The 19,390-nt window shown below is 63.2% G+C and carries 21 protein-coding genes and 1 pseudogene; 5 read left to right on the top strand and 17 right to left on the bottom strand.

The genetic code is table 11. From position 1 onward, the window contains the following. Positions 1–75 precede the first annotated feature (75 nt). On the top strand, positions 76–1,059 hold the full coding sequence (locus tag M727_RS0108220; RefSeq protein WP_051505561.1) for a sugar-binding transcriptional regulator: 984 nt from the start codon (positions 76–78) through the stop codon (positions 1,057–1,059). Between the two features lie 45 nt (positions 1,060–1,104). Continuing rightward, positions 1,105–2,607, top strand: a complete 1,503-nt coding sequence (locus M727_RS0108215; RefSeq protein WP_027152274.1) for an FGGY-family carbohydrate kinase — start codon at positions 1,105–1,107, stop codon at positions 2,605–2,607. Positions 2,608–2,622: 15 nt separating this feature from the next. Here M727_RS0108215 and M727_RS0108210 read toward each other — a convergent pair whose 3' ends face one another. Both M727_RS0108210 and M727_RS0108205 read right to left on the bottom strand, forming a co-directional pair. Further along, on the bottom strand, positions 2,623–2,979 hold the full coding sequence (locus tag M727_RS0108210) for an ArsC family reductase (protein WP_027152273.1): 357 nt from the start codon (positions 2,977–2,979) through the stop codon (positions 2,623–2,625). Between the two features lie 188 nt (positions 2,980–3,167). Next, a complete protein-coding gene (locus M727_RS0108205) occupies positions 3,168–3,521 on the bottom strand; it encodes a nuclear transport factor 2 family protein (protein WP_027152272.1) in 354 nt (117 codons plus the stop codon). Positions 3,522–3,777: 256 nt separating this feature from the next. Here M727_RS0108205 and M727_RS0108200 point away from each other — a divergent pair, with 256 nt between their 5' ends. Next, positions 3,778–4,050: an AbrB/MazE/SpoVT family DNA-binding domain-containing protein gene (locus M727_RS0108200; RefSeq protein WP_027152271.1), complete on the top strand. Its 273-nt coding sequence runs from the start codon at positions 3,778–3,780 to the stop codon at positions 4,048–4,050. Beyond that, a pseudogene (locus M727_RS39785) lies at positions 4,041–4,448 on the top strand (type II toxin-antitoxin system VapC family toxin). The gene M727_RS0108200 and the pseudogene M727_RS39785 overlap by 10 nt, the downstream one beginning before the upstream one ends. Positions 4,449–4,457: 9 nt before the next feature. On the opposite strand, the gene M727_RS0108195 reads toward M727_RS39785, so the two are convergent. From M727_RS0108195 to M727_RS0108165, 7 genes are read right to left on the bottom strand one after another with little or no spacing between them, the layout of a single operon-like run. Continuing rightward, positions 4,458–5,441: a 2-dehydropantoate 2-reductase gene (locus M727_RS0108195; RefSeq protein ID WP_027152270.1), complete on the bottom strand. Its 984-nt coding sequence runs from the start codon at positions 5,439–5,441 to the stop codon at positions 4,458–4,460. After that, positions 5,441–6,976, bottom strand: a complete 1,536-nt coding sequence (locus tag M727_RS0108190) for an acyl--CoA ligase (RefSeq protein ID WP_027152269.1) — start codon at positions 6,974–6,976, stop codon at positions 5,441–5,443. Before M727_RS0108190 ends, M727_RS0108195 begins: the two co-directional genes overlap by 1 nt. Next, positions 6,969–7,667 carry a fumarylacetoacetate hydrolase family protein gene (locus M727_RS0108185; RefSeq protein ID WP_027152268.1) on the bottom strand — a complete coding sequence of 233 codons (699 nt, stop codon included), beginning with the start codon at positions 7,665–7,667 and terminating at the stop codon, positions 6,969–6,971. Before M727_RS0108185 ends, M727_RS0108190 begins: the two co-directional genes overlap by 8 nt. A 2-nt stretch (positions 7,668–7,669) precedes the next feature. Then, positions 7,670–8,425: an ABC transporter permease subunit gene (locus M727_RS0108180; protein ID WP_027152267.1), complete on the bottom strand. Its 756-nt coding sequence runs from the start codon at positions 8,423–8,425 to the stop codon at positions 7,670–7,672. Positions 8,426–8,431: 6 nt separating this feature from the next. Then, positions 8,432–9,235 (bottom strand): ABC transporter ATP-binding protein, encoded by an 804-nt coding sequence (locus M727_RS0108175; protein WP_027152266.1) that lies wholly within the window; start codon positions 9,233–9,235, stop codon positions 8,432–8,434. A 1-nt stretch (position 9,236) separates the two neighbouring features. After that, positions 9,237–10,064 (bottom strand): ABC transporter permease, encoded by an 828-nt coding sequence (locus tag M727_RS0108170; protein WP_023799435.1) that lies wholly within the window; start codon positions 10,062–10,064, stop codon positions 9,237–9,239. Positions 10,065–10,076: 12 nt separating this feature from the next. After that, positions 10,077–11,072 (bottom strand): ABC transporter substrate-binding protein, encoded by a 996-nt coding sequence (locus M727_RS0108165; RefSeq protein WP_027152265.1) that lies wholly within the window; start codon positions 11,070–11,072, stop codon positions 10,077–10,079. A gap of 178 nt (positions 11,073–11,250) precedes the next feature. On the opposite strand from M727_RS0108165, the gene M727_RS0108160 reads away from it, so the two are divergent. Beyond that, positions 11,251–11,943, top strand: a complete 693-nt coding sequence (locus M727_RS0108160; protein ID WP_027152264.1) for an FCD domain-containing protein — start codon at positions 11,251–11,253, stop codon at positions 11,941–11,943. 57 nt (positions 11,944–12,000) lie between these two features. Here the strand turns inward: M727_RS0108160 and M727_RS0108155 are convergent, their stop codons facing one another. The 8 genes from M727_RS0108155 to M727_RS36040 form a co-directional block, all read right to left on the bottom strand. Continuing rightward, positions 12,001–13,428, bottom strand: a complete 1,428-nt coding sequence (locus M727_RS0108155) for an aldehyde dehydrogenase family protein (RefSeq protein ID WP_027152263.1) — start codon at positions 13,426–13,428, stop codon at positions 12,001–12,003. Between the two features lie 32 nt (positions 13,429–13,460). Next, entirely contained in the window at positions 13,461–14,546 is a 1,086-nt protein-coding gene (locus M727_RS0108150; RefSeq protein ID WP_027152262.1) for an ABC transporter ATP-binding protein, read from the bottom strand. Beyond that, positions 14,536–15,144, bottom strand: a complete 609-nt coding sequence (locus M727_RS0108145) for a cupin domain-containing protein (RefSeq protein WP_027152261.1) — start codon at positions 15,142–15,144, stop codon at positions 14,536–14,538. Before M727_RS0108145 ends, M727_RS0108150 begins: the two co-directional genes overlap by 11 nt. Positions 15,145–15,205: 61 nt before the next feature. Next, the gene (locus M727_RS0108140; RefSeq protein WP_027152260.1) at positions 15,206–16,276 is read right to left on the bottom strand and encodes an ABC transporter substrate-binding protein; all 1,071 of its coding nucleotides are present in this window, start codon (positions 16,274–16,276) and stop codon (positions 15,206–15,208) included. Beyond that, positions 16,261–17,139, bottom strand: a complete 879-nt coding sequence (locus M727_RS0108135; protein ID WP_027152259.1) for an ABC transporter permease — start codon at positions 17,137–17,139, stop codon at positions 16,261–16,263. Before M727_RS0108135 ends, M727_RS0108140 begins: the two co-directional genes overlap by 16 nt. After that, positions 17,136–18,023, bottom strand: a complete 888-nt coding sequence (locus M727_RS0108130; RefSeq protein WP_027152258.1) for an ABC transporter permease — start codon at positions 18,021–18,023, stop codon at positions 17,136–17,138. The genes M727_RS0108135 and M727_RS0108130 overlap by 4 nt, the downstream gene beginning before the upstream one ends. Positions 18,024–18,108: 85 nt before the next feature. Further along, positions 18,109–18,276 carry a hypothetical protein gene (locus M727_RS42960; RefSeq protein WP_245268503.1) on the bottom strand — a complete coding sequence of 56 codons (168 nt, stop codon included), beginning with the start codon at positions 18,274–18,276 and terminating at the stop codon, positions 18,109–18,111. Positions 18,277–18,358: 82 nt separating this feature from the next. Continuing rightward, a complete protein-coding gene (locus tag M727_RS36040) occupies positions 18,359–19,390 on the bottom strand; it encodes an FAD-dependent oxidoreductase (RefSeq protein ID WP_245268502.1) in 1,032 nt (343 codons plus the stop codon).

Raw genomic sequence — 19,390 nt, 5'->3', positions numbered from 1 at the left:
CACCTATCACTGTCTTTTGTCAAGCATTTGCCCGCGACGCTTGACTTCGTTCTGCAAACCTGCGGAAAAAGGGACATGAATGCCAATGCCGACATCGACGTGGTCCGACCATCTGGGCTCTCGGCACTGCCGCCCGAATTCGACAGCGCGGTGGCGTGGGCTGCCTGGCTGTACTATGTCGACCAGCTCAACCAGAGCGACGTGGCCAAGGTCATGAACGTCTCCAGGGCGAGCGTGGTGCACTATCTGCAGGAGGCGCGCGAAAGCGGACTTGTCGCCGTGCAGGTCGACCACGACGCTTTTGCCCGCACCTTGACCTCGCGGCGTCTCATGGAAAAATACGGGCTTCGCGGCGCGGCGGTCATCCCCGACCTCGATCTCAACGACGCCGACCGCCGCATCGGCGAAGCGGCAGGACGGTTGCTGGCGTCGATGGTCGATCCGGGTGACACGATCGGCGTTGCCTGGGGAAAAACGGTGCTCGCTGCCGCCCGCTCGATCCCACGACTACGGCATGATCGGAACCTCACCGTCGTCCAGCTCTCGGGAAGCTCGATCGGGACCAGCGATTTCTCGCCGGAATTCTGCACCTCGCTGATGGCCAATCGGCTCGGCGCCCGCTGCATCAACCTGCTTGCCCCGGCGATCGTCTCCACCGACGAACTGCACGATGAACTCATGCAGGAGCCGATGCTCGTCAACCAGTTCCGCATGATCCGTGCCGCCGGCAAGGTCATCTTCGGGATCGGCGATATCGGGCCGGAGAGCACCTATGCCCGAGCCGGGATATCGGATGCCGACGCACTTGCCGGCATGATCGAGCAGGGCGCGCTCGGGGTCATCATCGGGCGGTTCATCGACGCTCAGGGAACTGCTTTCGCAACGCCGCTCGACGGACGCACCGTCGGCATCACACTCGACGAACTGAAAGCGGTGCCAGTCCGCATCTGCGCCGCCGGTGGCGCCCGCAAGATGGCGGCGATCAGGGCCGGGCTCGGCGGCGGATATGCGACACATTTTGTCACCGACATGGCCACCGCGAACAGTCTCTTGGAATAACCGGTAACCAGCACCGGTGGAAGTCATCGTCTCGGGAGGACAATCATGGGCAGCAGCGACGGACCGCTTGTCGTCGGCCTCGACAGTTCCACGCAATCCTGCAAGGCGATTGCCTGGAGCAGCGACGGACGAGCCGTGGCGGAAGGCCGGGTGCCGCTCGAGCTGATGAAGCCGAGGCCGGACTATGTCGAGCAGGAGGTCACCGACTGGTGGCGGGCCGCAACAGTGGCGCTGCGACAGCTTGTCGGCACGGTCGACGCGACACGCATCGCCGGGATCGCGATCTCAAACCAGCGCGAGACCGTAGCCCTCATCGACGGTGCCGGCGCGCCGATCGGACCCGCGAGCCTGTGGCTCGACGAACGTGCCGCCGGGCTGGTCGACCGTTTCGCGGCGGAGATCGGCCGTGAGCGGCTGCACCAGATCACCGGTAAGCCGATCGACGTGACGCCAGTCGTCTATCGCCTGAAATGGCTGCGCGAGAACGAGCCGGAACGGTTGGACCAGGCGAACAAAATCCTCGACGTGCATGGCTATCTGACGCTGAGACTGACGGGAACGCCAAGCGCGAGCTGGACGAGCGCCGATCCGTTCGGTCTCTTCGACATCTCGCGCAAGGCATGGTCGCAGCCGATCCTCGATCATCTCGGCATCAAGCCGTCGCAACTTCCCAATGCGGTGCGGTCCGGCACGCGAGTCGGGACCGTTCATGCCGCAGCCGCCGCCGCAACCGGCCTTTCGGAAGGAACGCCGGTGATTGCCGCCGGCGGCGATGGGCAATGCGCCGGGCTCGGCGTCAATGCCATGCGCGACGGCGTCGTCTATCTCAATCTCGGAACCGCGATCATCGCGGGAATCTGGTCGCCAGAACCGGTGGTCGGCGCCTTCTGGCGCACCATGACCTCGCCAACCGGCGATGGCTATTTCCTCGAGGCCGTGCAGCGGGCGGGTGTCTATTTCGTCAACTGGTTCGTCGACATGTTTGCCGGCGGGCGCTCCGATCCGGCGATCTTCGACCGCCTGGAAAGGGAAGCGGCGGCCGTGCCGATCGGCTCGGACGGACTTCTCGCCGGCACCACCCTCGTCGGTTGCATGGACCCGCACTGGGATCCGAGCGCACGCGCCAGCTTCATCGGCATGCACCCCTCGCACACGCTCGGTCATTTTTATCGTGCAGGGCTCGAGGCAATGACGCTGCAAACCGCCCGGGCTCTCGAAGAGATGCGCAGCCATGGTCTTTCGCCGGCGCAAATGGTGGCGATCGGCGGCGGCGCCAACAGCAGGCTTTGGACAAAGATGATCGCGGACGCAACCGGGATCGCGATCCATAAGGGTCACAATGCCGAAGCCTCCTCGCTCGGCGCCGCGATCAGCGCTGCGGTCGGCATCGGATGGTTCGAGGGTTTTGCCGAGGCTGCGGATGCGATGACAAGCATCGCCGAGACAATCGAGCCGGACCCCAGCTGCCGCGCAGCGTGGGACGCGCTCTCGGCCAGGCAGGCCAAGGTCTTTTCCGCGACCCAATTCGCCTGGCGAACTGGAGCGTGAAAAGCGTCCGTCCGACTACTTCAACCCTCCCAACGCCTGCTGATAGACATCAGGCTTGAAGCCGACGAGGATACGATCGCCAAGATCGAGGACCGGCCGCTTGATCATCGTCGGTTTGGCCAGCATCAGCGCCTTGGCCTTCCTCTCGTCGAGGCTCAGCCTGTCCGTGTCCGACAGTTCGCGAAACGTCGTGCTCGCCTTGTTGAGCAGGATTTCCCAGCCGACCTTGCCGGACCAGCCGTCCAGCCGGTCCGCCTCCAGCCCCTCGACCCGGTAGTCGTGAAAACGATAGGCGACGTCATGGCTTTCCAGCCAGGCACGCGCCTTCTTGATCGTGTCGCAATTGGTGATGCCGTACATGGTGATCGTCAATATTTTTGACCTCGGACTGATCGCTCATCGAATCTGGCGCACCGTAAAACACCGTTCAAACATTGCCAGCGACCATATGTGAAGGGGATTTGAGCTTGCTCACATGGCGGCCAGGGCAGCGCCCTGGCCGCCATGCCTGATACCAACGATGCAGCGAGCGACAGAGCTTACGAAATCCGGTTTCAGCCTCAATAATAGAAGCGCTCTTCGGCAATTTTGCCGTTCTTGACCGTGTACAGACCAACCTCATCCATGCTGACACGCTCGCCTGTAGCCTTGGGCGTTATGTCAAACTTGAAGCGCACTGCGAACTGGTCGCCGTTGACATATGGGCCCTCGACCGAGCCGCCATGAACTTCGTTGTTCTCCTCCCACCACTGGCCCTTCTGCTTCACGGCCTCCTTGCCATTGCAGACCGCCATCGGCCCTTCCATCGCTTCGTAACTGACGATGTCATCGGCATTGTACTTCTCCGCAGCAGCTTCGTTCTGACCTTGCTTGAGCAGCTCTGTGAATTCCTTGGCCATTTCCGCGGTAGTCATGCGTGTTCCTCCTGTTCAGACGCGTTCCAAGTAGGGAACCGTTTGCTAATCTGCCACTGGCGGTCCGCTCGATAGCTGACAACCTATGTCAGGATGAATATCGCGTGCCCTTAAAGCACTTTTGATGCGACGAAGGCGTGAAACAAAACAGGAACAAACTGGAGAGTCAAGTGGAGATCGAGTCGGCCGGGGAAGGCCGGTGCTCGTATGTAATGCGCTTTTGCATTACGTTTCCTGCCAATCAGGAGATTCTGCCATGACGACACTGACCGTAACGGCGCGGGGGCAGGTCACTTTTCGGAAAGAAGTGCTGCAACACCTCGGCATCAAGCCGGGAGATAAAATCGAACTGGCTTTGCTGCCGGATGGCCGGGCAGAGCTAAGGGCATCGCAGCCGAAGGGATCGTTTCGGGACCTCCATGGCTTCTTGAAAGGGAAGACGAATGGCCAAGTCCTCACTATTGAGGAGATCGATGAGGCAATCGCCGAGGCTGGTGCGGCCGCCGGGGCCGGCAAGGAATTAAGATGACGGCTGATACGAAATCCTGCTCCGCGCCTATGTGGCTGACGATGCAAAACAGGCGAGTGCTGCTGTCGAGCTGCTGGCAAGTGCGGATATCGTGGCTGTAAGCTTACAGTCCCTTTGTGAATTCACGTAGGTCCTGGCGCGCCAATATAAGATTGCCCGTGAAGACATTTCCCGCCGCGATCCGTGCCCTGCTGAACACGGAAAATGTCGTGGTCAATCGGCCCGCAGTTGAAGCCGGCCTATCGGTCCTTGATGCTGGTGGTGATTTTGCTGATGGTGTGATTGCCTATGATGGTAGCTGGTTAAGCGGGGAAGTCCTCGTTTCCTTTGACAAAATGGCTGTGAAGCTTTTTTCTTCACAAGGGCGTTCCGTCCATCTCCTTAAGGCAAGCGCCTGATAAAATGTCTCATACCAGATAGCAGCCGCGCTCGATGGCGAGGCGGCGCACCAGCGCCAGCACGCTGTCGATGGTCGGCGTCGGCCGGCCGGTCAGCCGGCCGAGTTCCTGGACCGCCGTCACCAGCGCATCGATCTCCATCGGCCGGCCACGCTCCAGATCCTGCAGCATCGAGGTCTTGTGCTCACCGACGTCGCCGGCGCCCTTGATGCGGCGGTCGACCGAGATCGGCAAACGAACGCCGAGGCTTTCGCCGATCGCCTGCGCCTCCAGCATCATGGTGCGGGCAAGCGTGCGGGTGGCCTCGTCGGCAGCGATTGCCGCAAGCGTGCTGCCGGTCAGCGCGGAAATCGGGTTGAAGGAGAGATTGCCCCACAGCTTCACCCAGATCTCGCTGCGGATGTCGTCGCGAACCGGCGCCTGCAGCCCGGCTGCGACCATCTCCTCGGCAAGCCGGGTGACACGCTCGCTCTTCTCGCCCGAGGGCTCGCCAAGCGAGAACCGCTTTCCCTCGATATGGTGGACCAGGCCGGGCGCATCCACCTCGGCCGCGGGATAGACGACCGAGCCGATGACGCGATCCGGCCCAAGCCGGTCCCAGATCACCCCGCCGGGATCCACCGCTTGCAACCGTGTGCCTTCGAGCGGCCCGCCGATCCTGTGGAAATACCACCACGGCACGCCATTCTGCATGGTAACGACGGCCGTCCCCTCGCCCAGCAGCGGCGCGATCTGGTCGAGCGCTGGCGCGACGGAATGGGCCTTGAGCGCCAGCACGACATAATCCTGGACGCCTAGCTCCTGCGCCTGCGCGGCGGCCCTGACCGAGGCGACGGATTCATGACCGTCTTCGATCAGGCGAAGACCGGCCGTCCTGATCGCGTCGAGATGCGCGCCGCGCGCCACGATCGACAGATCGACGCGGCCGGCCATAGCAAGTTTGGCCGCGAGATAGCCGCCGATCGCGCCGGCGCCAAAAATGCTGATCCGCATTATCCCAGCCCAGGTTTGGCAAGACCGAGTTTGGCCGCGAGGCCGATGCGCTGCAGCTTGCCGGTCGCGCCCTTCGGGATTTCGTCCAGGATCAGGACAATGCGCGGCACCTTGAAATCGGCGAGCCGTGTCGCGGCAAAGCTGCGGATTTCGCCTTCTGTCGCGGGCATGCCCTCGCGCAGCACGATCGCAGCCGCGACCTCCTCACCGAGCTTGTCGTGCGGCGTGGCGAAGGTGACGACCTGCGCCACCGCCGGATGATCCATCAGCACGTCGTCGACCTCGAGCGGCGAGATCTTCTCGCCGCCGCGGTTGATGATCTCCTTGAGCCGGCCGGTGACGCGCAGATAGAAGTCTTCGTCGAGCACGCCCTGGTCGCCGGTATGAAACCAGCCATGCGCAAAAGCCGTGGCATTGGCGTCCGGATTGTTCTCGTAGCCCGCGGTGACATTAGGCCCGCGAATGACGATCTCGCCGGTGTCACCGGGCTGCAGCAATCGCCCGTCCGGCGCCATCACCGCCACCTCCGGTCCGGCCGCGGCGCCGACGCTGCCCGGCTTGCGCAGGCCCGGCGGCAGCCGGTTCGAAGCCATCTGGTGCGCGGCCTCGGTCATGCCGTAGGATTCGATCACCGGGCAGCCGAAGGTCGATTCAAGCTCGGCCATCACCTGCGGTGGCAGCGATGCCGAGGACGAGCGGATGAAGCGTAAGGGCGCCGCCGCCAATGCATCGGCATTGCGCGTTGCGCGCGGCAGTATCGCCTGATGCATGGTCGGCACCGCCGTGTACCAGCTCGGCCGCGCCTCACCCAGCCAATGGAAGAAGCGCAGCGCGTTGAAGCCCGGCGTGCAGAAGACGCTGCCGCCGGCGGCGAGCGAGGACAGCACCGCCGCGATCAGCCCATGAATGTGGAACAGCGGCATGATGTTGAGGCAGCGATCACCGGCCGTCAGGCCGAGCGTCGCGCCGATATGGGCGGCCGAGGCGGCGAGATTGGCGTGGCTGAGCGGCACCAGCTTGGGTCGTGACGTGGTGCCGGATGTGTGCAGCAACAGCGCGATGTCGCCGTCCTCAGCCAGGCCGGGCGAAACAGACGGACCAACCGGTTTGCCCTTGATCTCAAAACTGCCGGCTGGCGCGTCACGCAGTGCTGTGAGCCTGAGCACCGCTATGCCGAGGCGCTCGGCCACGGTCACCGCCGGGCCGCTTTCGTCTTCGGCAACGAGGATCGCCCTGGCGCCGATGTCGGAGAGATAAAAATCGAGCTCGTCGGCCCGGTAGGCCGGATTGAGCGGCGCCGTCGACGCCGCCGCCGCCACCGCGACAAAGGCCGTCGCCATCTCCGGCCCGTTCGGCAGCACGATGGCCACCCGATCGCCACGGCCGAGGCCCAGTGCATGCAATTGCGCTGCCGTCTCGGAGATCAGCTGGCGCAGTCCGCCATGCGTGAGCGTGATCCGGTCGGGTGCCGAAATCGCCGGCGCATCGTCGGCTCCGGCGGCAAGCCGTTCAATGATCGAGGCCGCTTCAGACAACGCGAACCTCTAGGTCGCCGACGCCATCGATATGACCGCGAAGAACGTCACCGCGAACGACCGCGCCGACGCCCGCCGGCGTGCCGGAAAGAATGATGTCCCCCGGCATCAGCGTGAACAGACCTGAGAGATAGCTGATCATTTCCGGAACCTTCCAAATCATCTGGTTGAGGTCGCCGGTCTGCTTTCGCTGGCCATTGACGTCCAGCCAGATCGCGCCCTGGCTGGGATGGCCGGTCGAGCTTGCCGGAACCAGTGGCGTGCATGGCGCCGATGCCTCGAAAGCCTTGCCGACCTCCCATGGACGGCCCATGTCCTTCGCCTTCCCTTGCAGGTCGCGCCGCGTCATATCGAGACCTACGCCATAACCGAACACGCAGTCCAGAGCCTTTTCGACCGGGATGTCGGTACCGCCGACCTTCAGCGCCACGACCATTTCGATCTCGTGATGGACATCGTTGGAGGCCGGAGGGTACGGAAATTCTCCTGTCGTATCGAGGTTGTCGGGGTTCTTCTGGAAGAAGAATGGCGGCTCCTTGTTGGGGTCGTGTCCCATCTCGACGGCATGCGCGGCATAGTTCCGCCCGACGCAATAGACCCGGTGCACCGGAAACAGCTTGTCGGTTCCCGCCACCGGGATGCTCGGGATTACGGTTGGTTCGATGACGTAGCTTGAAGTCGTGCCGTGCATGTTCACTGTCTTGCTCCTGCGTAATATTCGACTTTGGCTTCGGCCCGTTCGATCAGTTCGGCGATCAGCAGGGCGAAGGCAAAAAGGATGATGGTCAAGGCCCAGAATTCGGCCATGCGGAAATTTCGCGAGAAGGTTTCGAACAGCGCACCGTAGCCGACGATGGCGACGAGCAACTGGCCGATGACGACGCCCTTGACGCCGCGGATGAGGCCGAGGCGAATGCCGGCAAGGATTTCCGGAAGGGCCGCCCACAGGATGATCTTGCTATAGAGCGCCGGGCGCGAGGCGCCGTAGGAACGCGCCATCTCGATCAGCGACGGCGAGATATGACGGACCCCGGCGCGGGTGTCGAGAACGATGATCCAGATCGCAAACAGGAACACCGCCGCAACGATCGTCTTCTCGCCGAAGCCGAACAGGATCATCAGCACCGGGACGATCGCCGAGAGCGGCGCGCTTGAAAAGATGTTGACCCACATGCCGAGCAGGTCGTCGGCGATCTTGACGCGTCCCATCAGGATACCCAATGGCACGCCGACAACGATCGACAGGGCCATGCCCGTCGCGAAGGCGCGAAGGGTCGTGACTGTCGCGCTCTGCCAGGACGGCGTCTGCACCAGGCTGATCGCTGCAACCAGCACGTCGCTAAACGGCGGCAGCAGAAAGACAAGGTCGAGCCGGCCGACGATTTCCCATACGACGCACCAAACCAGCAGGGACGCCATCATGGGCACACGGTAGCCAAACAAAGTCACGGCCGGTCACTCCACATACTGCTTCAGCCCCTGCCAGATCTCCTCGACTGTATCGAGATAGTGCCTGTCGCGATGGATGCGCTCGGGGTCGCCGGAGCGATCGATTTCAGGTTCGATGATCTGCGAAACCCGGCCAGGTCTCGGCGACAGCAAGACGATGCGGTCGGAGATGTAGACCGCTTCCTCGATCGAGTGCGTCACGAAGATGAAGGTCTTGTTCTGGTTGGTGCGCAGCCGGATCAGGTCTTCCTGGAATTTCCGCCGGTTCTGCTCGTCGACCGCCGAAAACGGCTCATCGAGCAGCAGGACGTCGGCATCGACCGACAAGGCGCGCGCCAGGCCGACGCGCTGGCGCATGCCGCCCGACAGTTCGTGCGGGTATTTGTCCTCGAAGCCGGCGAGACCCACCTCGGCGATGTAGCGTCGGGCGATCTCCTCGCGCTCGGCCTTGTTGGTGCCGCGCAACTCCAGTCCGAAGGCCACGTTGCGTGTCACCGTCGCCCACGGCATCAGCGCAAAGTCCTGGAATACGAAAGCGCGTTCGGGGCCGGGTGCTGTGACGTGCTTGCCGTTGATCGCGACGGTGCCGCCATCGGCCCGTATCAGCCCCGCTATGATCTTCAGCAGCGTCGTCTTTCCGCAACCGCTGGGTCCGAGAAGGCTGGTCAGCTTGCCCCTGGGAAAGTCGAGGTCGATGCCGCGCAGCGCCTCGACATTGCCGTAGGTCTTGGAGATTCCCCTCACTTCCACGATTGAATCGATCGGTGCGGGAACCGGCGACGGTCCATTTCGCAATGCGGTCGCGCCCATCTTAAGCACCTCTGCTCTCGGGCCTGAAAACGCGGACTTCCACCCACTGCAGAAAGACGAGCGTCAGGGTGGAAAGCGCAATGATCGAGGCGATTGTTGCGTACATCTCGGCGTAGTCTGCGCGCGAGCGGTGGAAGGTGATGAGGTCGCCGATGCCGGTCGGGGTGATCAACAGTTCGGCGAGCACCACGCCGACGAAGCCGGCAGCGACGCCGAGGCGCAAGCCGGCAAAAATCACCGGGCTGGCGTCCGGAAGGATGATCTTGGCGACGGTCTGCCAGCGTGTGCCGAGGAAGGATCGGCACATGACCAGCAACGACTCGTTGACGTTGCGCACGGCCTTGTAGGTGTTGAGCACGATAACCGGCAGCGCCAGGATCATGACGGCGAGCGTCTTGGCGGTCATGCCTATTCCGTAGACAAAGGTGACCATCGGAATGAAGGCGGCGACCGGTGCTGCCTGAAGCACGATGAACACGGGGATCACCAGCCATTCGCCGGTGCGCCACAGGCCACAGATCGTGCCGAGGCCGACACCCAGGAACGCCGACAGAACAACGCCAAGCACCAGCGGCTGCAGCGTCGAAAGATAGGCGGTTGCCAGGCTGCCGTCGGCGAGCAGTCCGAAGAACGCGACGACCGTATCGGAAAAAGTCGGGAAGGCGAAGCTGACCGGAATGCGCCCAGCCACCTCCCAGATTCCCGCGAACAGGGCGATCGACACCAGCCTAAGCAGGACCGGCTGGTCCCACGATGCGCCCGTTGCGCTGCGATTGGAAAGAGGAGCGAGGCCGGCAGCCTCCCCGTCGGTTCTGATGCTTACGGCCATCCGGCAGGCCGCCTATTTCTTGCCGAGCTTGGCGACGGCGCGGTCGATTGCGGAGACATCCCAGAAGTCCTCGACCTTGAGGCTGGCGGGATCGCCTTCGATCTGGCCGGCAAGGCTGAAGAAGGCAAAGTCGTCCTTGGCCGCATCGGCTCCGCCGCCGTTCAGCGCAAGACTGCCGGCTTCCGCGGTTTCCTTGTAGTATTCGGTGATTTCGCTGTCGGCTTCAGCGCCGAGATCCGGCAGCAGTTTATATTTGTTGCGAAGCTCGACGGCGACCGCCGGGCTCGCGGTGATCTCGCGCGCGGTCTTCATCAGTTCCTCGACCAGGATGTCTACGTCGGCGGCGTTGTTCTTCAGATAGTCCGCGGTCGCGAAAAGCGCTTCGTCCGAGGCGCCGAGATCCTCGACCGGCAGAACGATGAACTTGCCGGGGGCTTCGGCCTCGAGCGCGCGCCTGTTGGCGGCATCGACGATCGACGCCTTGATGGTCCCTTGGAGCAGCGCATTGCGGCGAACCTCGGAACCCGGGACATAGCTGATGTTGCCGAGCTTGATGCCGTGGTTTTTCGCCATCAGCAGCATGACCGCCTCGGTGCCGGAGCCGCGCGCCTGGACGGCGACCTCCTGCCCGTCGAGATCCTTCCATTCCTTGTAGAATTCGCTGTTGACGACGGGAAAGAAGCGCAGCGTCGATATCTGCGCGAAAATGCGGATCGGCACGCCCACCTTCTGGATCAAGGTATAGGGCGCGCCGATGCCGACATCGGCCTGGCCGCCGACAATGGCTTGGGCAGCCAGATCCTCGTCATTGAGAACAATGAGCTCGACATTCACGCCGCGTTCCTTGGCGCGCTCTATCGCGGCGAGCGTCTGGATGGATTCGATGCCCGGAAGGTCGCCGAATGCGATGCGCATGTCGCCCGCATTTGCGGCCGACAAGGGCGCTGCACATGCCAGGACCGCGGCGAAAGCGGTGGCAAGGATGGTACGTCTGGACACGCCGGCCATTGTCATTCCTCCCGTTTTTTGTAACCATTTCCTTGATTGGTTAAGACTATGGGACGGATTGGTCAAGGAGAAACTGCACCGTATCGAACGGGTGTGCCCAGAAAACTCGGCAGTTGACGGTTTGAGCTAATCGTTTTAACACCGACAAAGGGAAATCATATGCGGATTGGTTAAATTGATGGACGGTCCCGGTAATGGCGGCCACGCCGCCCTGGTTCAGCTGCAGGCCTATCTTGCCCAGATGGATCATGCCGGTGAGACGCGGCTGCCTGCCGAGCGGGAACTGTCGGAGAGCCTCGGCGTATCGCGCGGCGATCTGCGCAAGGCGCTGGCGGTGCTCGAGAAGGACGGCCGCATCTGGCGTCACGTCGGCAGGGGCACCTTCGTCGGCAGCGGGCCGGTCGAGGAGACGATCGGCATTTCGGAAATCGCCGGGCGCACCAATCCGGCCGACGTGATGCGCGCGCGCCTCATCCTTGAGCCCGAAATTGCGCGCGAAGCGGCGCTGCACGCCACGCTTTCGGATATCGCCGCGATGCGGCAATCGCTGGTGCAGACGCGGGAGGCCGTCACGTGGCGGCAATATGAGAATGTCGACAATCTGCTCCACCGGCAGATTGCGCAGGCGAGCCGCAACAATGTGCTGCTCGGCCTGTTCGACGTGCTGAACGCCGTGCGCCGCACCGTGGTCTGGGGACGTCTCCGTTCAGAAGGCGCCCGCCCTCCGGCAGACCATCACAGCTTCGCCGACCATGAACGGATCGTCGAGGCGATCGCAGAGCGTGACCTCGGCGGCGCGGCGGCAGCGATGCGCCTGCATCTCCAGCAGGTCGAGCGGCGCCTGATCCCTGTCCGCGAAGCCGCCGAATAGCTCAGATGACCCGCTACAGCGACCTTCTTGGATGCGCGGCGTTGTTCGGGTTAAGCCCTACGCGCCGTAGCCGATGATGCCCTTGATCTCGAGGAAATCGTGGATCGCCCAATCGGCATATTCGCGGCCGTTGCCGGATTGCTTGTAGCCGCCGAACGGCGCGAAGGTGTCCCACTCCGGATAGTTGATCGAGACCTGCCCGGCGCGCAGCCGGCCGGCGACTTTTCGCGCGTGGTCGATATCCCCTGATTGCACGTAGGCGGCGAGGCCATAGACGGTGTCGTTGGCGATTTTCACCGCGTCATCGTCGTCATCATAGGAGATGACCGAAAGCACCGGCCCAAAAATTTCTTCCCGCTCGATGGTCATGCCCGGCGTGACGTGGCCGAAGACGGTCGGCCGCACGTAATAACCGCGATTAAGATGCTCCGGCCGGCCGGGACCGCCGGCGACCAGCGTTGCACCCTCGGCGATGCCGGCCTCGATCAGCCGCTGGATCTTGTCGAACTGGATGTTGCTGACCACCGGCCCGAGCTTGGTCTCTTCCGAGCGCGGATCGCCGACCTTGTGCGCCTCGGCCGCCTTCTTGGCGATCGCCAGCGCCTCATCGTGGCGGGCGGCCGGCACCAGCATGCGCGTCGGCGCGTCGCAGGACTGGCCGCTGTTGCCGAAACACGCGTTGACGCCCTTGCGCACGGCTCTCTCGAAGTCGGCATCGGCAAGCACGATGTTGGGCGATTTGCCGCCGAGTTCCTGCGCCACGCGCTTGACCGTCTCGGCCGCCGTCTTGGCGACGATGATGCCGGCCCGGGTCGAGCCGGTGAAGGAAACCATGTCGACATCGGGATGTCCGGCCATGACCTGTCCGACATCCGGACCGGTGCCGTTGACCATGTTGTAGACCCCCTTCGGCGTGCCGGCCGCTTCCATCACTTCCGAAAAGACGATGCCGCTGATCGGCGCGATCTCGGAAGGCTTCAGCACGACCGTGCAGCCGGCGGCGATCGCCGGCGCCACCTTGCAGACGATCTGGTTAAGCGGCCAGTTCCACGGCGTGATCAGCGCGCAGACGCCGATCGGCTCTTTGACCACCATGGTGGCGCCGCGCTTCTCGCTGAATTCGTAATCCTCCAGCGCCTTGATGGTGGACTCCATATGAGCCCTGCCCGCCCATGCCTGCGCCTCGCGCGCCCAGGTGATCGGCGCGCCCATCTCCTGGCTGACAGCCTGGGCGATGTCCTCGTAGCGCTCGTTGTAGACTTCGAGGATGCGCTTCAGCAGCTTCAGGCGCTCGGCCTTGCTGGTTTGCGAAAAGGCCGGAAAGGCCGCCTTCGCCGCCGCCACGGCGCGATCCACATCGGCCTTCGAGCCGACGGAGATTTTGGTGTAGGCCTCTTCGGTGGACGGATCGATCACATCCAGCGTCGCCGGCACCACCGGCGCGACCCATTTGCCGTCGATGAAGAAGTTCAAGTGATTGCTCATGGGTGGTGCTCCGGTTTTCTGGAAGGATAGGGTCAGATGGGCAGCATAGGGCAGTTAGCGCCGCGGCGCAGGCTGATATGCGCCACATCGCCGACGCTGAATTGAAAACCTTCCGCCCGGCGTGGCGCATCGATCACCACTGGTATCCCCTGCCCCAATTCGGCGTGCAGGCGCAAGGTGCGGCCGTGAAAGACGATGCTGCTCACCCGCACCGGCGCGGTGCCGGTCGCTGCTTCGGTCGCCGCCAAAAGATCCTCCGGACGCACTCCGATGGTTCGCACCGCGCCTTCTCCCGGCGCTTCGCCGGTTTCCGACGTGGCTTCGAGCGGCAGGGCGCCGGCGGCGAAACGCAACCGATCGCCGTCACGGCCGACAAAGCGCGACTGCAGCAGGTTCATCGTGCCGATGAAACTGGCGACGAATTTGGTGGCGGGCCGGTCGTAGAGCGTGGCCGGCGGCGCAATCTGCTCGATGCGGCCCTTGTTCATGACGACGATACGGTCGGAGATCGACAGCGCCTCGGTCTGGTCGTGGGTGACCATGACGAAAGTGGTGCCGAGCCGCGACTGCAGCCGCTTCAATTCGACCTGCATCTGTTCGCGCAGATGCGCATCGAGCGCCGACAGCGGCTCGTCGAGCAGCAGCACATGTGGTTCGCAGACAATCGCACGGGCAAGCGCGACGCGCTGACGCTGGCCGCCAGACAATTCGGACACGCGGGCGCCGAGCTTCTCGGCAAGGCCGACCATGTCGAGCGCTTCGCCGACGCGCTTTGCCTGTTCGGTCCCGGAAAGCTTGCGCAGCGACAGGCCGAAGCCGACATTTTCGGCGACGTCCATGTGCGGAAACAGCGCATAGTCCTGGAACACGGTGTTGACGGGACGGTCGAACGGCCGCAGCGAAGTAATGTCACTGCCGTCGAGCAGCACTCGTCCGCTCGACGGGCTTTCGAACCCTGCGATCACCCGCAGGCTAGTGGTCTTGCCGCAGCCGGATGGGCCGAGCAAGGTCAGGAACTCGCCGCGGGCAATGTCGAGATCGACGGCGTCGAGTCCGACAATGCCGCCGGGGAAAATCTTCGACACCGCCTCCAGCCGGACGAGAGGATCAGGCGCCATCGCGAACCTCGGACGGCTTGGTCGTGTTGACCCAGAGGATCTGGCAGCGCTCGGCGCCCGGATTGCGGAAGGCATGCAGCAAGGTGCTTTTGAAGGCGAAGCTGTCGCCGGTCTTCAGCCCGTAGGTGGTTGAATCGATCACGAGTTCGACCTCGCCCGACAGGACGAAACCGAATTCGTGGCCGGGATGGGCGTAGGCTTCGACGGTGCCGCCGCCGGCTTCCACCGTCACCAGCATGCCGTTGAGCGTAGCGGCCGGCGGCGATAGCAGCGCCTTGGCGATGCCTTCCGACTTCACCGGGACCTGGCGCCGGCTGTTGGCGCGCACGCAATAGAGATCGCTGACTGCATCGTTGCCGTCAGCAATCAGCGCCGACGGCTCGATGTCGAGAGCGGCGGCGAGCGGCCAGATCACCTTGACGCGAAGCGAGGACAGGCCGCGCTCGATCTGGCTGAGCGCACCAATCGAAACACCGGCCTTGGCGGCAAGCTCGGCCAGCGAAAGACTGCGTTCCAGCCTGAGCGCCCGCACGCGCCGACCGACCCGCACATCGGCGTCGTCTTTCGGCTTTTCAGCCGCTTGGTCCAGTATATCCATGCATACTTCCTCGTTCGCCAGCACTTTCCCTTCTCCCCCTGTGGGAGAAGGAAGAGCGAACTCAGCCGCCTGCCTTGACCTTCTCGAACATCTTGGCGAGTTCGTCATTCTGTTTCATCGGCCCGGTGAAGACGGTGGTCTTCAGCATCACTTCCGGATCGGACGGCAGTTGCAGCTTTTCCAGTTCCTCCTTCGGCACCGCGGCGAATGCCGAGCTGTTTGAGCTGCCGTAACCATAGGTCTGAATCAGGTATTTTCCCGAATCCGTCTCCAGCCGGCTGTTGATGAAATCATAGGCGAGGTCGACATTCTTGGCGTCCTTGAGCATGACGAAGCCGCACGACCAGGTCAGCATGCCTTCCCTAGGCTTCATGAACTCGACCGGCACGCCCTGCTTCTTCAGCGAGGTGGCCGACGCGTTCCAGGTCATGGCGGCGACCAACTGGCCACTCGCCAGCGCCTGTTCGACCGAGGTCATGTCGGTGGTGTAGTTGGAGAGCAGCGGGCGCTGCTCGCGCAGTTTTTCAGCCACCTTTTCCATCTGTTCCGGCGTCATGTCGAACGGATTGACACCGGCGAGAAGCGCCGCCACCACCGGCGTGTCGTGGACGGCATCGATCGTCGCCATGCGCCCGGCATATTGCTTGTCCCACAAAAGGTTCCAGCTCGGCTCCGGGTTCTTCACCAGATCGGTGCGGTAAAGGATCGAGGTGTTGCCCCAATCCCACGGCACCATCCAGACTTTGCCGTCGCCGGCCTGCAGGTCGGGCAGGTTCTTGAAAACCGGAAAGATCGAATCCCAGTTCTTGATGCGCTTGGTGTCGATTGGCTGCAGCAGGCCTTCCTTGTTCCAGCGCGCCACCTTGTCGTAGCAGGGATGCGCGACGTCAGGACGGAAACCGGCCTTGACCTTGGTGAAGGCGTCATCGTCGTCGCCGAACATCGAGGCCTCGACGCCATCGGGGTGTGCGGCGAGGAAGCTCTTGTTGAAGTCGGGAAGTTCGTAGCCCGACCAGGTGAAATATTGCAGCTTGTCGGCCGCAAGCGCGACGGTCGACGAAAGCGCCAGCGCGAAGGCTGCCAATCCGGCTTGGACTGTCTTGCGATTTATCGATTTCAGGTCGAATGCCATTGCAGTTCTCCTCTTTCGGTTTCTTCTGGTTTGGGCAGGTTGGCGGGCACTGGCCGCTGAGCGGCGGCGAGCCCGCGATGGCGCAGGATTTCGGCAATTGCCGCGATGACGAAGGACAGGGCTAGGATGGCCGTGCCCAGTGCCATGACGGTCGGCAGCGATTTCGGGAAACGCAGCTGGCTCCAGATATAAAGCGGCAAGGTCGGTTCGGTGCCGGCGAGGAAGAAGGCGACGATGAACTCGTCGAAGGAGATCAGGAAGGCCAGCATGAACGCTGATACAATGGCGGGCAGGCTGAGCGGCAGCATGACCCGCCTGAATGTCGTCCAGTCGGAGGCGCCGAGATCGAGTGCCGCCTCGTGGATGGTCTTGGGTATAGCGGCGAAGCGGCTTTTCATGATCACCACCGTCGTCGGCAGCGCCACCAATATGTGGCCGAGCACGATGGCCGTGCGTGACGGTCCGAAGCCAATGAGGTTGACCAGGATCAGCAGCGAGATGCCGACGATGACGCCGGGAATCAGGATCGGCAGCCGCGCGATAGCGCTGATCGTGAAGGCAAGCGGCGAACGGCCGAAGAGATCCATGTAGGACACGGTGATGCCGCAGAGCGTGGCACCGGTGGCGGCAATTGCACCGATGACGAGGCTGTTGGCAAGCGCGCCGGACAGCGCCGAATTGCCGGACAGAGTCGTGTACCATTCAAACGTGAAGCCTTGCAGCGGAAACGCCGCCTGGATCGAATCGTTGAAGGAGAACAGCGGGATCAGCGAGATCGGCAAATAGAGGAACACCAGGTAGACAAGGACGTAGGCGCCGAGCCAACTCCCACCTTTCTTAGCGTCTTTCCGCGCGGCGCTCATGTCCGGCTGCCAAATCTGCGGTCGGCGGAACGCACGACCAGTACCACGGCAAGGATGACCAGCATGACGGCAACGGCGAGTGCTGCGCCAAACGGCCAGTCATTTGCCTTGCCGAACTGGGCCTGGATCAGCGAGCCGATCATGGTGCTGGCAGGGCCGCCGACCAGCGCGGGGGTGACATAATCGCCGACCGTCGGCACGAAGACGACGAGAGCCGCCGCCAGCACGCCCGGCATCGAATTCGGCAGCACGACGCGGCGAAAGCTGGTGAACGGTCTGGCGCCGAGATCGGAAGCAGCTTCGAGCAGCGATTTCGGGATCGTGTCCAGCGCCACATAGATAGGCAGGATGGCGAACGGCGCATAGGCGTGAGCCAGCGAGACGACGACGGCGGCCGGCGTGTTGAGAAACGCCAATGTCGGTTCGGACCAGATGCCGCTTTCGACGAGCGCCGAGTTCAGCACGCCATTGTAGGCAAGCACGATCTTCCAGGCGAAAACGCGCAAGAGATAGCTGGTCCAGAACGGCAGCGTCACCAGAAACAGCAGCAGCCCGCGCCGCCGTCCGGCATGGAAGGCAAGGTAGTAGGCGACGGGATAGGCGGTGACGACCGTCGCCAGCGTCACCAGGCCGGCAATGGCCAGCGAGCGCAGCGTTACCGTCCAGTAGAGCGGGTCGGATGCCACGGTGATGAAATTCGCAAAAGTGAAACCGGCGCCCAGCAGCGAACCGTCATTGCCGCGAAGGGCGAGGAAAACCACGAGGCCGAGGGCAAACAGGATCAGGAAGAAGGTGACCAGCCCGCCCGGCAGCAGCATGGCCAACCGGAAACCCGTCGAGGATCGGGACTCCGGCAGCGGCTGCCTTGCAACGATGGTCGACATCGGGGTTGCCCATCGAAATTTGAAATCACTCAAGAATTTTTCAGAATCATGAAACTGTCAAGCTGATTCCTGCATCGGCATAAAATCAGCGCTCGAATGCATCCAGCATACGATACCAGGCGATCGTCGCGGCGACGCCGACCTGCCGAAGGACGTGGAATGGGATCGGCCGGATCTGCGAAACCGGGAACGGCAATTGCCTGGCGTCGCCGCTCGCCAGATAGCCAGCAATGCGCTCGCCAAGCGCGGTCATCAGGCCGACGCCACGGCCCTGGCAGCCGACACTGCCATCAGGCCCTGCTCGGGCTCGTGGATATGCGGGAGGTGATCCGACGTCATCGCCACCCGGCCAAACCAGCGCTTTTCGATGGCGACTCCGGATAGCGCCGGATAGAGCCGGAGCAGCGCGCGCTCGAGATGCGCCCAATCACTTTCGCTGGTCGGCAGCGCCATTCGGCCGCGCCCGCCGAGCACCAGCGCCCGCCGGCACTCTTGCGGTAATAAACGAGGATGCGACGTGAGTCCGATACTGCTTGCCCTTCCGGTAAAATCCCGGCCGCCAGATCGGACGGCAGCGGTGCTGTCGCGATCTGGAAGGAGTGCAGCGGAACGATCGTTTCGGCGAGACCAGGGAGCAGGTCGCCGGTATAGGCGTTCGTCGCTAGAATGACCGCTTTGGCCTGCAATTCGGCGCCGCCCTCCGTCGAGATGCGCCAAATGCCGGCGTTGTTGTCGAGGCGTATCACCTTCTGGTGTTCGGCGATCTTCACGCCCGCGGCCGAGGCGATCCGTGCCAGTTCCGACGTGTAGGCAAGCGGATCAATCACGCCGGCGCGGCGGTCGAGCCAGCCACCGAGATAGCCCTGCGCGCCAGTCAACGCGGCGATCTCGGTCTGGCTCAGAAGCCGGACATCGGCGCCACGGTTCCGCCACTGCCGGTCCCTGTTCGCCGCCGCCTTCAGCGCCGTCTCGGTGTGCGCTGCCTGAATCCAGCCATCGCGGACGAACGGCACCGCCAGTTTCTCGTCGCGGATCAATTCGAAGACGGCGTCCGCCGTCGAGGCGGCAAAATTGACGAGGATCTCGCCGCGTTCGGAGCCAAAATGCTCCAGCAGCCATTCCGGATCATATTTCAGGCCGGGGATGACCTGACCGCCATTCAGGCCCGATGCGCCTTGGCCGATTTCGCCGGCTTCCAGCACCTGCACGGCAAGGCCGAACCGGGCTGCATGCAAGGCTGTCGACAGATCGAGAATCCCGCCACCCACAATGACGACATCGGCACGCTGGCCGCCGGGAATAAGCGACCGGAACGCAAAGGCCGCCGGCGGCTTCTGCCAGATCGGATCGGAAAACGGTAAGGGCAA

The organism is Mesorhizobium sp. WSM2561, from assembly GCF_000513915.1.
Taxonomy (GTDB): domain Bacteria; phylum Pseudomonadota; class Alphaproteobacteria; order Rhizobiales; family Rhizobiaceae; genus Mesorhizobium; species Mesorhizobium muleiense.
Note: the sequence above shows the minus strand (reverse complement) of the source record. Positions and strands in the feature narration are given on the sequence as shown.

Coding starts and splice junctions, on each gene's coding strand:
- M727_RS0108220 (WP_051505561.1), top strand. CDS start 76: ATGAATGCCAATGCCGACATCGACGTGGTCCGACCATCTGGGCTCTCG.
- M727_RS0108215 (WP_027152274.1), top strand. CDS start 1,105: ATGGGCAGCAGCGACGGACCGCTTGTCGTCGGCCTCGACAGTTCCACG.
- M727_RS0108205 (WP_027152272.1), bottom strand. CDS start 3,521: ATGACTACCGCGGAAATGGCCAAGGAATTCACAGAGCTGCTCAAGCAA.
- M727_RS0108200 (WP_027152271.1), top strand. CDS start 3,778: ATGACGACACTGACCGTAACGGCGCGGGGGCAGGTCACTTTTCGGAAA.
- M727_RS0108195 (WP_027152270.1), bottom strand. CDS start 5,441: ATGCGGATCAGCATTTTTGGCGCCGGCGCGATCGGCGGCTATCTCGCG.
- M727_RS0108185 (WP_027152268.1), bottom strand. CDS start 7,667: ATGCACGGCACGACTTCAAGCTACGTCATCGAACCAACCGTAATCCCG.
- M727_RS0108175 (WP_027152266.1), bottom strand. CDS start 9,235: ATGGGCGCGACCGCATTGCGAAATGGACCGTCGCCGGTTCCCGCACCG.
- M727_RS0108170 (WP_023799435.1), bottom strand. CDS start 10,064: ATGGCCGTAAGCATCAGAACCGACGGGGAGGCTGCCGGCCTCGCTCCT.
- M727_RS0108165 (WP_027152265.1), bottom strand. CDS start 11,072: ATGGCCGGCGTGTCCAGACGTACCATCCTTGCCACCGCTTTCGCCGCG.
- M727_RS0108160 (WP_027152264.1), top strand. CDS start 11,251: ATGGACGGTCCCGGTAATGGCGGCCACGCCGCCCTGGTTCAGCTGCAG.
- M727_RS0108155 (WP_027152263.1), bottom strand. CDS start 13,428: ATGAGCAATCACTTGAACTTCTTCATCGACGGCAAATGGGTCGCGCCG.
- M727_RS0108150 (WP_027152262.1), bottom strand. CDS start 14,546: ATGGCGCCTGATCCTCTCGTCCGGCTGGAGGCGGTGTCGAAGATTTTC.
- M727_RS0108145 (WP_027152261.1), bottom strand. CDS start 15,144: ATGGATATACTGGACCAAGCGGCTGAAAAGCCGAAAGACGACGCCGAT.
- M727_RS0108140 (WP_027152260.1), bottom strand. CDS start 16,276: ATGGCATTCGACCTGAAATCGATAAATCGCAAGACAGTCCAAGCCGGA.
- M727_RS0108135 (WP_027152259.1), bottom strand. CDS start 17,139: ATGAGCGCCGCGCGGAAAGACGCTAAGAAAGGTGGGAGTTGGCTCGGC.
- M727_RS0108130 (WP_027152258.1), bottom strand. CDS start 18,023: ATGTCGACCATCGTTGCAAGGCAGCCGCTGCCGGAGTCCCGATCCTCG.
- M727_RS42960 (WP_245268503.1), bottom strand. CDS start 18,276: ATGACCGCGCTTGGCGAGCGCATTGCTGGCTATCTGGCGAGCGGCGAC.